This is a genomic window from Tolypothrix campylonemoides VB511288_2 (assembly GCF_045999855.1).
In the GTDB taxonomy this organism is placed as follows: Bacteria; Cyanobacteriota; Cyanobacteriia; order Cyanobacteriales; family Nostocaceae; genus Scytonema; species Scytonema bouteillei_A.
Map to the genome: position 1 here is coordinate 36,208 of NZ_JBFPMW010000018.1, position 14,838 is coordinate 51,045.

9 protein-coding genes are annotated in these 14,838 nt (G+C 41.2%); 6 read left to right on the top strand and 3 right to left on the bottom strand.

All coding sequences use genetic code 11. The annotated features are described in order from the left end of the window. The first annotated feature begins 92 nt into the window (after positions 1 to 92). The 4 genes from AB0756_RS36055 to AB0756_RS36070 all read left to right on the top strand — a co-directional run bounded on the left by AB0756_RS36055 (position 93) and on the right by AB0756_RS36070 (position 5,703). Positions 93 to 1,535 carry a TldD/PmbA family protein gene (locus tag AB0756_RS36055; RefSeq protein WP_038089391.1) on the top strand — a complete coding sequence of 481 codons (1,443 nt, stop codon included), beginning with the start codon at positions 93 to 95 and terminating at the stop codon, positions 1,533 to 1,535. A gap of 132 nt (positions 1,536 to 1,667) precedes the next feature. Next, positions 1,668 to 3,014, top strand: a complete 1,347-nt coding sequence (locus AB0756_RS36060; protein ID WP_038089389.1) for a TldD/PmbA family protein — start codon at positions 1,668 to 1,670, stop codon at positions 3,012 to 3,014. Positions 3,015 to 3,802: 788 nt separating this feature from the next. Next, positions 3,803 to 5,119 (top strand): histidinol dehydrogenase, encoded by a 1,317-nt coding sequence (gene hisD / locus AB0756_RS36065; RefSeq protein WP_038089399.1) that lies wholly within the window; start codon positions 3,803 to 3,805, stop codon positions 5,117 to 5,119. A 158-nt stretch (positions 5,120 to 5,277) separates the two neighbouring features. Beyond that, a complete protein-coding gene (locus tag AB0756_RS36070) occupies positions 5,278 to 5,703 on the top strand; it encodes a universal stress protein (protein WP_038089387.1) in 426 nt (141 codons plus the stop codon). A gap of 301 nt (positions 5,704 to 6,004) precedes the next feature. On the opposite strand, the gene AB0756_RS36075 is transcribed toward AB0756_RS36070, so the two are convergent. Beyond that, positions 6,005 to 6,466 (bottom strand): globin domain-containing protein, encoded by a 462-nt coding sequence (locus AB0756_RS36075; RefSeq protein WP_038089386.1) that lies wholly within the window; start codon positions 6,464 to 6,466, stop codon positions 6,005 to 6,007. Between the two features lie 456 nt (positions 6,467 to 6,922). On the opposite strand from AB0756_RS36075, the gene AB0756_RS36080 reads away from it, so the two are divergent. Both AB0756_RS36080 and AB0756_RS36085 read left to right on the top strand, forming a co-directional pair. Beyond that, a complete protein-coding gene (locus AB0756_RS36080; protein ID WP_038089381.1) occupies positions 6,923 to 8,587 on the top strand; it encodes a protein kinase domain-containing protein in 1,665 nt (554 codons plus the stop codon). A gap of 298 nt (positions 8,588 to 8,885) precedes the next feature. Next, a complete protein-coding gene (locus AB0756_RS36085; protein WP_063779458.1) occupies positions 8,886 to 9,677 on the top strand; it encodes a M15 family metallopeptidase in 792 nt (263 codons plus the stop codon). 12 nt (positions 9,678 to 9,689) lie between these two features. Here the strand turns inward: AB0756_RS36085 and AB0756_RS36090 are convergent, their stop codons facing one another. Together AB0756_RS36090 and AB0756_RS36095 are read right to left on the bottom strand one after the other, a co-directional pair. After that, positions 9,690 to 11,408 (bottom strand): ATP-binding response regulator, encoded by a 1,719-nt coding sequence (locus AB0756_RS36090; protein WP_050045291.1) that lies wholly within the window; start codon positions 11,406 to 11,408, stop codon positions 9,690 to 9,692. Positions 11,409 to 11,541: 133 nt separating this feature from the next. Continuing rightward, positions 11,542 to 14,442, bottom strand: coding sequence for a methyl-accepting chemotaxis protein (locus AB0756_RS36095; RefSeq protein WP_237265924.1), 2,901 nt, complete (start codon positions 14,440 to 14,442; stop codon positions 11,542 to 11,544). Between the last annotated feature and the right edge of the window lie 396 nt (positions 14,443 to 14,838).

Here is a 14,838-nt window from a genome sequence, read left to right on the forward strand (position 1 = left end):
CCAGTTTTAAAAAAGAAGACCACAGATAGTTGGGTGAGATTCAGTATAAGCAATCCCAATCTCCAATCCCTAATCTCCAATAGTATTAAGTTATGTTGTCAGAATTAAAAAAAGCAATTTCTCAAATAGATATTCCTGCTGATTGGTTGGGAATTAGAGTTGTAAAAGATACAACCTATACTCACCATATCCGTGATGGCATACCTCAAAGTAACGGTAAATCCTTTACTAAAGGGTCGATGCTAGAAGTGATGGTCAATGGTTGTATCGGTTATGCAGCGATTAATTCCTTACAAGTGCTTGATTTACAAGCAGCTGCTAAGAAAGCATATCATCAAGCACTTGCTGCAAGTGAGTGGTGGGTATATCCATTTAAAGCAGCAAGCGAGCGCCCTAAAGTAGTAGGTCAGTACACTTCGCCATTTCTCAAACCTCTTGATGCTTTAAGTGCAGGCGAAATCAACGACTTACTCATCCGCATCTGCCAAACACTTAAGGTTTGCGATCGCATAGTGCAAACCACCGCTATTGCCTCAACCAGCGAAAAAGAAACTTGGTTTGTAAGTAGCAATGGCTCCGAAGTGTATCAAAAATTTATGTTTTTTAGCACTCATTACGGAGCAACAGCCCAGGATGGAGCGATCGTTCAGCAACGTTCTCAAAATGGTTGGCAAGCAAACTGCTACCAAGGTGGATTGGAACATTTTCAAGAAACACATTTGTGGCATCAAGTTCAACAAATTGGCGAACAAGCAGTAGAACTTCTTACAGCAGAAGAATGTCCGACATCACGTACAAATCTGGTATTAGCGCCAGATCAAATGATGCTACAAATTCACGAGAGCGTTGGGCATCCCTTAGAAATTGACCGAATTTTAGGTGATGAAAGGAACTACGCGGGTGGTAGCTTCGTTGACAAAAAAGATTTCGGGAATTTGGTGTATGGCTCTCCCTTGATGAATATTACCTTTGACCCCACTGTACCCAATGAATTTGCTAGCTACGGATTTGATGACACTGGTACCGTAGCAACACGGGAGTACTTAATTAAAGAAGGCGTTCTTCTTCGGGGTTTGGGCAGTTTGGAAAGCCAAGCAAGAGCAGAAGTACCCGGAGTAGCCTGCGCCCGTGCTTGTTCTTGGAATCGACCAGCAATCGATCGCATGGCAAATTTGAATCTTGAACCTGGAGAAGCGTCTTTTGAGGATACGATCGCCTCAGTAGAACATGGTGTTTACATGGAATCAAATCGCTCTTGGTCAATAGACGATCGGCGATATAAATTTCAATTTGGTTGCGAGTACGCAAAGCTGATTGAAAATGGCAAACTGACAAAAACTCTTCGCAATCCAAACTACCGAGCCACAACTCCAGAATTTTGGCAAAGTTTAGTTAAAATAGGTAATTACTCCACTTGGCAGATGTACGGCACTCCTTTTTGTGGTAAGGGAGAACCAAACCAGGCTATTTGGGTAGGTCATGGTTCACCCGTTTGCGTATTTGCCAACGTTGAAGTGTTTGGTGGAGGAGCTTGAGGAGAAGGCGAGAAATCGCGGACAAGGGGACAAGGTAGAACGTAGCTCTCGATTGACTCCCCTACTTTTTCACAGCCCCCATTCTCCTCTCTCCCCACTCTCTCCCGATCCCTGATTCCTAATTCCTAATTCATGAAACACGAAAAATTGTCTGGCTTAGAAGTTAGCTTTAACCAATTAATAGACACTCTCCTTGTAAAAAAGGCAGAAAGCGAACAATTCACGATAAAACTCAGTAGCGAAAGCAGCCAATTTACACGTTTTAATCGTGCCAAAGTACGGCAAACAGGTTGTGTTGCTGATGGTTGGATAGAACTAACTTTGATGCAAGATGGGCGCAGTAGTTTTCGTCAGTTTCCCTTTACTGGGAATTGGGAAGTCGATTGGCAAGTGGCGTATAGAGCTTTACAAGAATTACGCGAAGAACTTCCCCAATTACCCGTAGACCCCTATTTAGTATTACCATCAGGTACTAATACCAGCCGAGAGGTTCATATTGGCAATTTATTAGCTGATGAATTAGTCGTCCCAACGGTATTGGAACCCGTTGCAGAATTTGATTTTGCTGGGATATATGCTGGGGGCTCGGTGATTAGGGCTTATGCTGATTCCAATAGTCAAAAACACTGGTTCAGTACTGATACTTTCACATTAGACTATTCTATATTTACCGATCGCGGACAAGCCGTGAAAGGAACTTTTGCCGGGAGTGATTGGAATCCCGAAGCTTATACTGCAAAAATTAGCGATGCAAAAACACAGTTAGAGTTACTTTCTCGTCCGGCAAAAGAATTACCTAGAGGACGATATAAGACATATTTTGCACCAGCAGCAGTCTCCGATTTATTGCACATGCTTTCTTGGGGAGGTGTGAGTGAAGCCGATTTACAACAGGGAGGAAGTGCGTTAGCTTTTCTTTGGCGAAACGAAAAGCAGTTATCTCCAGAATTTCATCTAAAAGAAAATTTTCAACGAGGTTTAGTACCGCGTTTCAATGAATGGGGAGAAATGTCCGCGCTGGAAGTGAAGATTATTGAAAAGGGAGTTTTAGTTAATACTTTAGTCAATTCTCGTACTGCTAAGGAATATGGAAAACTTGCTAATGGTGCCAATACTTATGAAGCTTTACGAGCCCCAGAAGTCATGCCAGGGAATTTAAAATTTGAAGAGATTATTCCTAGTTTGGATACAGGGTTATATGTCTCAAATTTGCATTACTTAAATTGGAGCGATCGCCCAACAGGAAGAATCACAGGAATGACCAGATATGCTTGTTTCTGGGTTGAAAAAGGCGAAATTGTTGCGCCTATTGAAAATTTGCGATTTGATGACAGTCTCTATCGTTTTTGGGGAGATAATCTAATCGATCTGACTAATTTTCAAGAATTTATTGCTGAAGTGGGAACTTACGAGGCTCGCCAACTCGGAGGCAATATGGTTCCAGGTATGTTGGTTGAGGATTTTACTTATACGTTGTGACGACAACATTTAATTTGCATATTAGCAGATGGTACTAGAGAAAAATTCTCAAATTTGGGGCTTACCTGTTGACAGCAAGTATCAAATATGAAACGGGTATTATTAGGGATATAACATTTGATTTGTGAAGAAATGAGAAATATTATCGTATCTTGTAGGACACAAGGTATTACGCCTCTAAAAGTTTGAAACGACCGCTCCGTTTTTTTAACGGGGATAAAGGGGATAGAGGGTTTGCTGTCAAGTCTAAAAATACGATAGAATAAGATACTCACTCAATGTAGCTTAGCATGACTGCTTGTCACGCATGTGATGGCGAACATCGCCTGCATTCTCTCTTCGTTTGAGATGTCGTGCGTAGGGAGCTCGCCAGTCAAATGTTAAGTTGAGAGGTTACATAGAGATATTAAATCCATCCCCTCTGTAAAAATGTTGGCTTATGAAGTAAAGGATACATAAAAATTATACTCAGTTGCTACTTATGCTTGAAAAGGGGAACTGATTGAAACAACACACTAATAACTTGCCATATACTTCGGGAGATAAAACGCGAAGTTGTTAAGAACTACCAACCCTACTGACCTTTTAAGGTTCTATCTGTTTCAAGCAACCCGTGGTTGGTTATCGGCGTTTAGCAAACGATATGTGGGAAGCAATGGAAGTATCAAAAAAATCCAGGTTAAGCTAGAGAAGAGAGTTGGGGTTAGCTTTGCACCTCTCATTTGGGTAAGGAGCAAAACTCAAACTCAATGGCAAGAATTTTCTCAAGTTGGCAATGTCCTTACTCCATGCTGCGAATCATTACTCAGCAGGCAGATGTTAGAGCAGAACTACAACGGATCTGCGATCGCATCCAAGATGAACAGGTACTTCATAAAGAAGCAACAGTGCGGGAAGTGTTGCAAGCAGTGAAGCGCCAAGGCGATAAAGCTGTACTGCAATACACAGCCGAATTTGACGAGCAAACCCTGAAGCCAGAAGAACTGCGCGTGACAGGCTCAGAACTGGATGCAGCGTACCAACAGGTATCGCAAGAGTTACTTGAGGCAATTCAGTTGGCGTGTCGCAAAATTGAAGCGTTTCACCGCCAGCGAATACCAAAAAGTTGGGTTCACTTTGAGGATGATGATGTAGTGCTTGGCAAGCGCTACACACCTGTAGATAGGGCAGGGTTATACGTGCCCGGTGGTCGCACCCCCTATCCAAGTACGGTATTAATGAATGCTATTCCGGCAAAAGTGGCTGGCGTACCTCACATAGTTATGGTGACACCACCCGGTCCTTTAAAAGCGATTCACCCATCCGTGTTGGTCGCTGCTCAAGAAGCTGGAGTGCAAGAAATATACCGTGTTGGAGGCGCACAAGCGATCGCTGCTTTAACTTACGGTACAGAAACTATTCCCAAAGTCAATATCATTACAGGTATAGGTAATATATATGTCACGTTAGCGAAAAAACTAGTATACGGTACAGTTGGCATAGATTTCCTTGCAGGACCAGGGGAAGTCTTAATTATTGCTGATGAAACTGCAAATCCCGTTCGCGTTGCGGCTGATATGTTAGCCAAGGCAGAACAAGATCCAATGGCAGCAGCAGTTTTGTTGACCACAGATCCGGGTTTGGCAAAAAACGTACAAGTAGCAGTGGAAAGACAGCTGATAGATCATCCCAGACGAACGCTAACAGAGAAAGCTATTGCTCACTACGGCTTGATTGTGATTGTGGAATCACTCCGAGCAGCCGCAGAACTCTCAAATGAATTTGCACCCGAACACTTAGCAGTGGAAGTGCAAGAACCCTGGGAAATCTTATCACTTATTCACAATGCCGGTGCAATTTTCTTAGGGCATTTTACACCAGAAGCTGTGGGAAATTATTTAGGAGGTCCCAACCATACCTTACCCACTTCTGGCGCTGCCCGGTATGCTTCTCCATTAGGAGTAGAAACCTTTATGAAACACTCTAGTATTATTCAATACTCGCAAACTGCACTAGAGAAAGTGGCTCATGCAATTGACGTCCTAGCATCCTCGGAAGACTTGCCTTCGCACGTTAACTCGGTACAACGCCGAATTGATAAGGAAAAAGATGATATGAATTATTAATTTTTGCCTAGACTTTTTGCAAAAAAGAGTTTGCAATTGCCAAACTTAAAGTTTAAGGCTATGCAAACTCTGTCCAAAGTTTGGGCATGGTAAGTATAGCGTTAACTATAATTACTTATTATCTGTGTGTGAGGTCTACTGTTTTGGAGACAACAGCGGTGATAAAAACGATTTTAGTAGCTCTAGACGATTCAGAAGTTACCGACCAAATTATTCAAACGGTACAGCAATTTATGCTGCCGAAAGATAGCAAAGTCATTCTGTGTCACGTGTTTGCTACTTCAGAATCAAAGATGGAACTTCCTGCTGACCGCCCGCATCCAGAGTCTTCAACCTTTTCTTACGCACAAATTGAAAAACAACTCAAAGGGTATCAAACTCAACTAGCGGTTGAAAGTGATATAGAACTCGTTGCAGGCGACCCAGCCCAAGAGATTATTCGTCTTGCTAACATTTACAAAGCTGACTTAATTGTCACTGGCAGTCGTGGATTAACAGGCGTGAATCGAATTGTTCAGGGTTCCGTCAGCGGTCAAGTTGTAGAAGATGCCCCTTGTTCTGTAATGGTAGTAAAAGGTACATAAATAAAAAATTATAGCGATCTATACGTAGGATATTAGCTAATTTTGTCAAAATTTCTGGCAAGTAGAATTCACGACTATACAAACGAAATTCGGCTATACGGACTTATTGTAGTTTGTAGAGGCGGGCTTTGGTTGTATAGCCTCACTCTAGAAGAGTGAGGGCAATTTACACATTTGGAATACCCATCTTACAGTGCTGAAAATTTTTCACCAATCATTATCAGACATCCTTTCTGATGGGAAGAGAGTCATTGTCAATTTTGGTTGAGAAACTTGTTGTTGAACCTTTTTCTTTCTGAGGCTAAACTGCTAATTTTGGCTGAATGGCGTCCTCTTCATAAATCTCGTGCTCTCTGTTAATAAAGACTTTTGATAAGGCCTCATATGCTTCTGTCCATGCTGCGATGACTTCTTCCGTAGCTCCTTCTTCTCCCAACACATCCTTTATTGCTTGCAACAAACACTTTCCTACAATAGGGTATTCTTCTGCTAATACCTGAGCTTCTACATGACGATGGGCAATCCTCTCAACCATCGATCCTAAAGCAGCTAGATTGTCAATTTGAAGAGCATAACCATAAACTGCTTGTGCTAATTTTACTGGTTGAGAGCCATCTTCTTGCGCCGACATATTAAACTTTTCTCTCACTTCTGGATGCTTTTGAAACATGATTTGATACATCCTAGTTGTGATTTGCAAACCTTGCTTTTTAAGTATAGGGGCTGTCAATTTAACAATTTCTATTGTTTTTTGGCTGACCATAAATAACTCCTAAATTTTAAAGTGTTTCAGTCATTTCTTGTGTTGTTTTGACTGAATTATTTTTTGTTATTACCATCATAGAAAGCATTTTTTCTGACTTCTATGAGCTAGCTCATAATAGAAAGCATTGGTATTGCGTAAAAATCCCTAGTACATAAAGGCAGAAGTACGCTCGTCAGAGGGCAGAAGGCACAAAAGCTTTTATTTTAAGCTTTTTGTCTGTTACTAAGGGTTACCTTATTTACGCCATGTTGTACTAGCTTCTTTAAGGAGGTTGGGAATCTATAGCATTTATAAAATTTCAGTATCTAAAGCTGTTAAGAATTAGCAAACATCTACCACTTTGTCCAAAAAAAGAGTAAATTTAGATACCACTCATTTTGGGTAGGCTCATTAATCATGCTGAGTATATTTTTTACTTTATTTCCTGTATGTATCAAGCTGAAAGGGTGAGGAATGATAACACCAGCACTATTAAATAATCGTTATAAGGTACTGAGAGTATTAGGAAGTGGAGGATTTGGGGAAACGTTTTTAGCAGAGGACACCCAAATGCCCTCAAGTCGTCGCTGTGTGATTAAGCAACTTAAGCCTGTTGCTGATAACCTCCAAGTTTATCAACTCGTACAGCAACGATTTCAGCAAGAAGCAGCGATTTTAGAAGAACTCGGAGATCGAAGCGATCGCATTCCCCGATTGTATGCATATTTCTCTGAAAACGGGCAATTTTATTTAGTTCAAGAGTATATTGAAGGTCAAACCTTGACCCAAAAGGTGTATCAGCAAGGTGTGCTGAATGAAAGTGAAGTCAAGGATATATTAATCAATATTTTGCCGATTCTAGATTTTGTTCACAGCAAGCGCATCGTGCATCGAGATATCAAGCCAGATAATATTATTTTGCGCTTTTCAGACGGCAAACCAGTCTTAATTGATTTTGGTGCGGTGAAACTGACAATGCAAACAGAAATGGCTTCAGGAAACGCCAACCCATCAATTGTTATTGGAACTCCGGGATTTATGCCCACGGAACAATCTATAGGAAGACCGGTTTTTGCTAGTGATATTTATAGTTTGGGCTTAACGGCAATTTATTTGCTTACAGGTAGAATGCCACAACAGCTTGCATGCGATAACATCACAGGTGAAACTCTCTGGCGGGATTTTGCTCCTTATATTAGCCCTGGTTTTGCAGATGTGTTGGATAGAGCAATTAGAAGAACACCTAGCGAGCGTTATTCGAGTGTCCAACAAATGCTTGTGGCATTGCAAACTCCTGCTATTCCCGTTGCACCTACAGTACCAGTTTATGTCGCTCCTACAGTGCCCCTAAACTCTCCTCCAGTCACTCCATCCCCTCCATCAATACCAGCACCACAACCAACTATCCCAGTTGGACAACCTCCTGTTGTCTCTTACCAATCACCAGCAACAACTGCATCTGTGACAAGTCATAACGGTATAGCACCTTGGCAACAGGGTATTGCTATCGGTGTCTTAGTTGGGGCGTGTGTTGTAGGTGGTTTTTGGTTTTTGAAAGGACAAACACCCGCCCCCTTAGAGGGAACAACTGTCGTCCGGTCGGGTTCTACTTCAAAATCTAGTTCAAACTCTAATAGGGGACAAGAACCTAGCACGACACAATCAAATAATTCTTCGACACCACCAGACTCTGATTCTCAGCAATCGCAACAGGGTAATGCAACTTCTCCACCTGCTTTTGCAGAAAGTGAAGCAAGAGATTTGATTAATAAGTGGTTGCTAGCCAAACGAGTGATGTTTGCACCTCCTTACGATCCCCAACCTGCGGCTGAGCTAACAACAGGTAGCCAGTATGAGAGTACCGCAGGAGAGGAAGGTTCTATAAACTCCTTGAAGAAAGACGGTCATTCCTACAGGTACAGAGTACAAACTATAGATAGTGTAGATGAGTTTTCTGTGAATGGCGATCGCGCTATTATCCAGGTTAAAGTGACGGAAGACCGTACACTTTTAGATAGAAATGGTAACATTTTGCCAAAAGAAACTGATTATAAAACAAGAACAGTTCGTTATAATCTAGAATTTGCCGATGACCGTTGGAAGATAGCTTCAACTGAAATTATTAATAGCGATCGGTGACGGTTGACCGATAAATCTCTCTATTTTCAAATAGGGGGATTTATACTATTTCTTTAAACCCAATCTTTAGATAAAAAAGTCCGTAGTAGCGCTACCGCATACAATGCCAGCAATTACATTGATTGAATAAATGCCTTTTGTCTGAAGATTAAGTATCTAAATAAACTGCAAAGGTACAAAGGACACGAAGAATAAAAACAAGAAGATGAGTGGGCTTATAGTGCTCGAGGGAGTCATATAAAGAGTTAAGTAAAATTAAATCCAATAAAACCTTCGTCTATCCAAAATTCAAAAATATATGAATTTTTTAAAAAAAATACCCCATATTGCACGAATTTTAATTATTGCAATGACAGTTTCATTTGGTATTATTTTGAGTGCAGCATTGGCGCTAAAATTTTCTGCACCAAACCCAACGAATGTTGGAGGAAGACCCTCCTCTCCACCAAAGATTGTTTCCGTCGTCCCAACCTCCCATCCAACAGAAGCGTCTTCTGTTATTGTCTCTTCCCAACCAGTAGAAATTGCAGCCAATCCCGCTTCATTCCAGAAACAACCGGTAGAAAATCAAATAGCATATGGACATTTTTCTTATGCACAAGCCAATCCTAGCGAATTGATGATTGTCAGTAGTTACGCAACGGGTGATGACCAACGCTTTGAGTTGTTAAATATTGAAGCAGGACAAGCACTAATGCGAATGATGTATTCTGCAAGAGAAGAAGGTGTTTGGATAGTACCTGTTTCCGGTTTTCGTACCATAGAACAGCAACAAAAATTGTTTCAAGACCAAGTGAAGCGTCGCGGTTCCGTAGAAGCAGCAGCAAAAATCAGCGCACCTGCAGGATTTAGCGAACATCATACTGGTTTTGCTGTGGATTTAGCAGATGGTAGAGCCCCAAAGCAAGATGTCACCTTGGAATTTGAAAAGACAAATGCCTATCGTTGGTTGACTCGTCATGCTCGAGAGTTTGGATTTGAATTGTCTTTTAAGCGCAATAATTCCCAAGGTGTGAGTTTTGAGCCTTGGCATTGGCGATATGTTGGTTCACCAAATGCAATAGCAGCATTCGCTCATGCTAGAAAGTGAAGTTAACTCAGATCATTGCTTTTTGCCCAATAATTGGTCAATAACTACAGCTATTTCAGCAGGCTCAACTGGCTTGGGAACATGCATTTGAAAACCAGCTGCAAGGGCTTGTTGCCGATTGTTTTCTCCTACATACGCCGTAAGAGCGATCGCCGGAATTTGCCCTCCTTGCTCTTGCGACATCGATCTAATCTGACGCAGCAGAGTGTAACCATCTACTTTTGACATCCCAATATCGATTATCAATATATTTGGCTTTGATTGTGCCAATACTTCTAGCGCCTCAGTGGCAGATCCCACGGCGTTGACATTAGCTCCATACTGTTCAAGCGCGAAGGTGATAAATTCTCGCGTACCAGCATCATCCTCTACCACTAAAACTTTTATATTGCTCAAATCCAAAAATAGCGGAGGTTTTTTGGGGTTTGAGTGTGTCTGTTGGGGAGCTTTTATCAGTGGTAGCTTGATTGTAAAGGTTGTACCCTTTCCAACACCAAGACTTTCCACCACAATTGTTCCGCCATGAGCTTCTACTAATTGCCGGGAAATAGCCAGCCCCAAACCTAAACCTCCAAATTGACGAGTGATAGAACTATCTTCTTGGCGGAAACGGTCAAACACAAAGGGTAAGAAGTCGGGATGGATACCTTGTCCCGTGTCACTGACTGTAATATGAGCGTAGCGGTTCACTCGTTGTAGTTCTACAATAATAGAGCCGCCTTCTGAAGTAAATTTGATGGCATTTGAAAGCAAGTTCCAAAAAACTTGTTGCAATCTATCTGCATCACCCATAACTGGTTCTACAGTCGATTCAAGTACTGTTTTGATACGAATTGATTTTGCTTCAGCAGCCAGACGAACTGTTTCAAGAGCAGCAGCAAGCGGCACGATCAATGTCACTGAAGTTAAATTAAGTGTTAATTTGCCCCGCACAATTCGTGAAAGGTCAAGCAGATCGTCAATTAATTTTGCCTGACGTTTCGCGTGCTCCTCAATTGACGCCATTGCCTGTTGTAGTTTTGCTTCCGGTAACTTATTGGTTTGCAACAGCCTTGACCAACCCAGAATTGGCGTCAGAGGAGTTCTGAGTTCGTGGGAGAGCATAGCCAAAAACTCATCTTTAATTCGGTTTGCTGCTTCTGCTTCTGCGCGGTTTGCCTGCTCTCGGGAGAGCAGAGACTCGCGTTCTTCCTCCATGCGTTTGCGGGCAGTAATGTCACGTTGAATGGCAATGAAGTGTGTTATGGTTTGATTGACATTACAAATCGGGCTAATATTCCATTCCACATAATATTCCGTACCATCTTTGTGGTAGTTAATTGCCTCACCATGAAAAGGTATCGCCTCAGACAGATGTTTCCGCAAGTCATCCAGGACAGAGCGATCGGTTTTAGGACCTTGCAACAAACGTGGAGTTTTACCCAATACTTCTTCAATCTCGTAACCAGTCATTTGACTAAAAGCTGGATTGACAAAGACAATTTCAGGCCCTGGGGGGTCAAGTTTTGCTGTGGTAATAATAATAGAATCTTTAGATTGTTGTACTGCAGACAGTAAAAGCCGTATGGTCTCTTCTGCGACTTGCAAGTCCCTCATGGCATAGCTCAAGTTCTCAAGAGCTTTTGTCAATCGACTTTGTTGGTGTAAAGGTAATTTGCTGGCATTCTTTTGCAGTTCAGTCATGCGTTTCTGCACGTATTGAATCTGCTTGACAAACTCATCTTCGTTCACTTGTTCTCTTCCGAAGCACTCGCATCAAATTCCATTGTGAACGGCGATGTCCAGCACTTGCATTTATACTAGGAGAGATTTTAGATTGCGTTAACATATAGTTGATTTGTTAATCCACGCATCTAAAATCGTATCACTTCACCTGAAATGTCCCAACAACCTGCTGTAACTCTTCAGCAATCTGTAGAGTTTGGGCAAAAGAATTGGAAACCTGACGTGAAGAATCACTCGTGCGTTGAGAAGTTGCTGCAATTGCTTTCATCAATTGACTTACGACTTGTGATGTTTCCACCTGGGAGGCTGTGGCTTCAGAAATCGATCGCACTAACAAATCGATTTGCCGAGAAATTTCTAGAATTTGATTGAGATTTTGCTTGGCATCGTCCACAATGCGCGTACCGTCCATCACTTGAGTTGTTCCTAACTCCATTGCTTGAACAACTTCTGTTGTTTCTAGTTGAATACTCTCAACTATCTGTTCAATTTCTCGCGTGGCGACTACAGTTTGGGCTGCTAATTCTCCTACTTCCTCAGCGACGATCGCAAAACCCTGACCTTCTTCACCCGCACGCGATGCTTCTATACCAGCATTGATGGCAATCAAGTTTGTTTGGGTAGAAATCTGGTTGATCAAGGCGACGACACGGGAAATATGTTGTGTTGACTCTCCCAATCTCCTGACTTTTTTCGCAGTGTCGCTGACTGTCTCTCGCAAACGCAGGAAGTGTTGCACTGTCATATCCATCGCCCACCCGCTTTTTGTGGCTGTGTGAGCAGCATCATGGGCTACTGTAGCTGCTTGTTCGGCGCTTGCTGCTACTGCTTGAATTGATTGAGTCATGTTATCAACTGCATCAAGAGTGCTGTGAATTTCTGTTGCTTGAGCAAGGGCTTCTTCAGCTAGGTGGCGGACTGCTCCTTCGTTCGATCCGATCGCCTGATTCACTTGCAATGCTGATTCTTTGACTTTCGTCACAATATCTCGCAGGCTTTCAACAATGGAGTTGAAAAAGTCAGCAACAGTGCCAATTTCTCCAACTGTCACTTCAGCACGTACTGTTAAGTCTCCACGCGCTGCACTCTCTATATTATCTATAAGATCTGAGAGTTGAGCTTGTAGAGTGTCTTTGTTTTGCTGTTCTTCAGGGGAAGTTATGGCAACACCACGTTCTACTTGTTGGAGAAGTTGTGCTTGCTCCAAAGCATAACCTGCTTGAACTGCAACTTGTCTAAATAAGTCAATTTCTACAACTTGCCAGTTCCGGGGATTAGAACATTGATGAGCAACTAACAAGCCGTATAGTTGCTTGTTCGCATAGATAGGCGAGATGAGATATGCTTTGACAGCTAGCGCTGCTATTTGCTCTAAGCAAGACGGGCTGAGAGAAACTTCTTGAATGTTATCAACTGCTTTGACACGACCTATTTCATATTCTTTAAATTCTTCTTGAATTTGGTAAGGTTTAATAACAGTTGTTCCTATTACTGATGTTAAAATATTGCTCGAAGACTCGGCAACTATTTTTCCTTGTAAGTTCTCGTCTAAACGATAAAAAACCACTCTATCTGCTTGTATCGCTTCTTTCGTCGTTGATACTAATGTCTTCAAAACTGTTGCAGGATTTAAGGTTTCTCTAATGCGGGTCGTGATACTGTTGAGGTAAAATTCTAGTTTTGCTTGATTTTCTCGACGTTGGTTTTGTTCTGCAAGGCTGTCTGCCATTGAGTTAAAACTCATAGCTAATTGCCCGATTTCATCAGTGGTAAAAATTTGCGATCGCGTGGATGCTTGACCAACTGTAAATTTCTGTGCTGTTTGTTGCAAGTTTTTGATTGGTCTGATAATTGCCCGTTCCACAAGCAATGTCCAAAGAGAAATCAACAGCAATATAATAAAAATAGTCAGAGCTTGTCCTTGCCAACCATGCCTTAATAAATCACTCAAAGCCGTTTCTGGAGTGCCTCGAACCAAAATAGCCACAGGAGCGTCACCAGAAATTGTTTGATTGCCCTCCACTCCTTCAGTCATTTTATTAGGAATGGCTTTAGCTGCTATCACATAAGTTTTCTTATCTAAAACCAGGTGTTGAGTGACTGTTTTTCCTGGAGAATTCTTAGTAGCTATATTAAGTAAAGATAAAGCTTTTTTTGGTAAGGGAAAATTTTGTTTAGTGTCTTCTAAGTTATCTTGATATAAAGATGTTGCTAGTGCCAATTCTCCATTTATGTTGCGGAAATAAACAGCACTGTAGCCACCTCCAATAGTTTCCACAGTCTTTTTGGCGATTGTATCTTTCCCACTTAAAATTTTTCCGGCAACTAAAGCGCCAACAACTGTTTGTGTTTTTTCATCTTTAACGGGTACGATCGTATAACGGATGAGAGTGTCTTGCTGTTTAAAACCTTCTGGGAAAGCAGGTAACTCTTGGCTCAATTCCGACCATGTAATAACGCTATTGGATGTTATTGTTTGAGAATTTTCTATTGCCTCACTAACTTGATTGTTAGGATTAAAAATTTCTCCTTGACGGTCAGGGTTAAGATTGGCAATAATCTTAAAATCTCTACCTACTAGAGTTGCATACTCTATTTTGCTATTGCGAGCTTCCTCTTCTAAAATTTTTTTAGTGTTTTCTTGTAAACTTGGACTTAAAGAATTACTATTATGAGCGATCGCGGCATGAATTATTGTAGGATTGATTGCTTTTTGTCTCAATATTGAGTTGATTTGATTGACCTGTGAATTATAATTTTCATTCGTGACAGCCAATTCCAACTTAGCCTGTTCTAATAATTGACTTTGCAATCCTTGGTTAATAATTAATATGATGCCACCAGCTATACCTATAACAGATACCAATTCACAAGTAATTAAACCAATAAATTGTTTGCTACTAATAGGGAGGTTATTAAAACGTTGTAGTAAAAATGTTTTGTTGTTAGGTCGGTCTACTTTACCGATTTGAGATTGTTGGGTACGCAATCTAGATTGAGAACCTTGCAAGCTGGAAATATTAACTTTATTATTAAGCATAAACAACACACCCAGATTTGGTAAATGCAAGAAAAAATGTGTTTCCTTCACAGGATAAACCTTACCTAACCAAATACGAATTATGGCAATAAATCGTGAAGACTTTGTGAAGATAAAACAGTGTTTATTGTTGCCATCAATTTACAATATCTTTACAGTATTAAATTTAAATAACGCGATATTCGCCACGTTAAAATTACGGAAAAATTCACAGAAGGATTTTTGCTTAGATCCGGGTTTTTACGGAGCAATTATTCAATATTAATAATTATCAAGTAATTATTAATATTTTGTAAAAAATTTTTAGTACTGTAAGGTGGATATTACCCAATACGGTTCAGATAAGACGCGCTCCTCCTAGCCCCCCAACCGATTGGAGAGTTGGAGGGATCTTCA

Excerpts from the sequence above, each read along its gene's own strand:
- AB0756_RS36080 (WP_038089381.1), top strand. The coding sequence starts at position 6,923 with ATGATAACACCAGCACTATTAAATAATCGTTATAAGGTACTGAGAGTA.
- AB0756_RS36085 (WP_063779458.1), top strand. The coding sequence starts at position 8,886 with ATGAATTTTTTAAAAAAAATACCCCATATTGCACGAATTTTAATTATT.
- AB0756_RS36075 (WP_038089386.1), bottom strand. The coding sequence starts at position 6,466 with ATGGTCAGCCAAAAAACAATAGAAATTGTTAAATTGACAGCCCCTATA.
- AB0756_RS36095 (WP_237265924.1), bottom strand. The coding sequence starts at position 14,442 with ATGCTTAATAATAAAGTTAATATTTCCAGCTTGCAAGGTTCTCAATCT.
- AB0756_RS36055 (WP_038089391.1), top strand. The coding sequence starts at position 93 with ATGTTGTCAGAATTAAAAAAAGCAATTTCTCAAATAGATATTCCTGCT.
- AB0756_RS36060 (WP_038089389.1), top strand. The coding sequence starts at position 1,668 with ATGAAACACGAAAAATTGTCTGGCTTAGAAGTTAGCTTTAACCAATTA.
- hisD (WP_038089399.1), top strand. The coding sequence starts at position 3,803 with ATGCTGCGAATCATTACTCAGCAGGCAGATGTTAGAGCAGAACTACAA.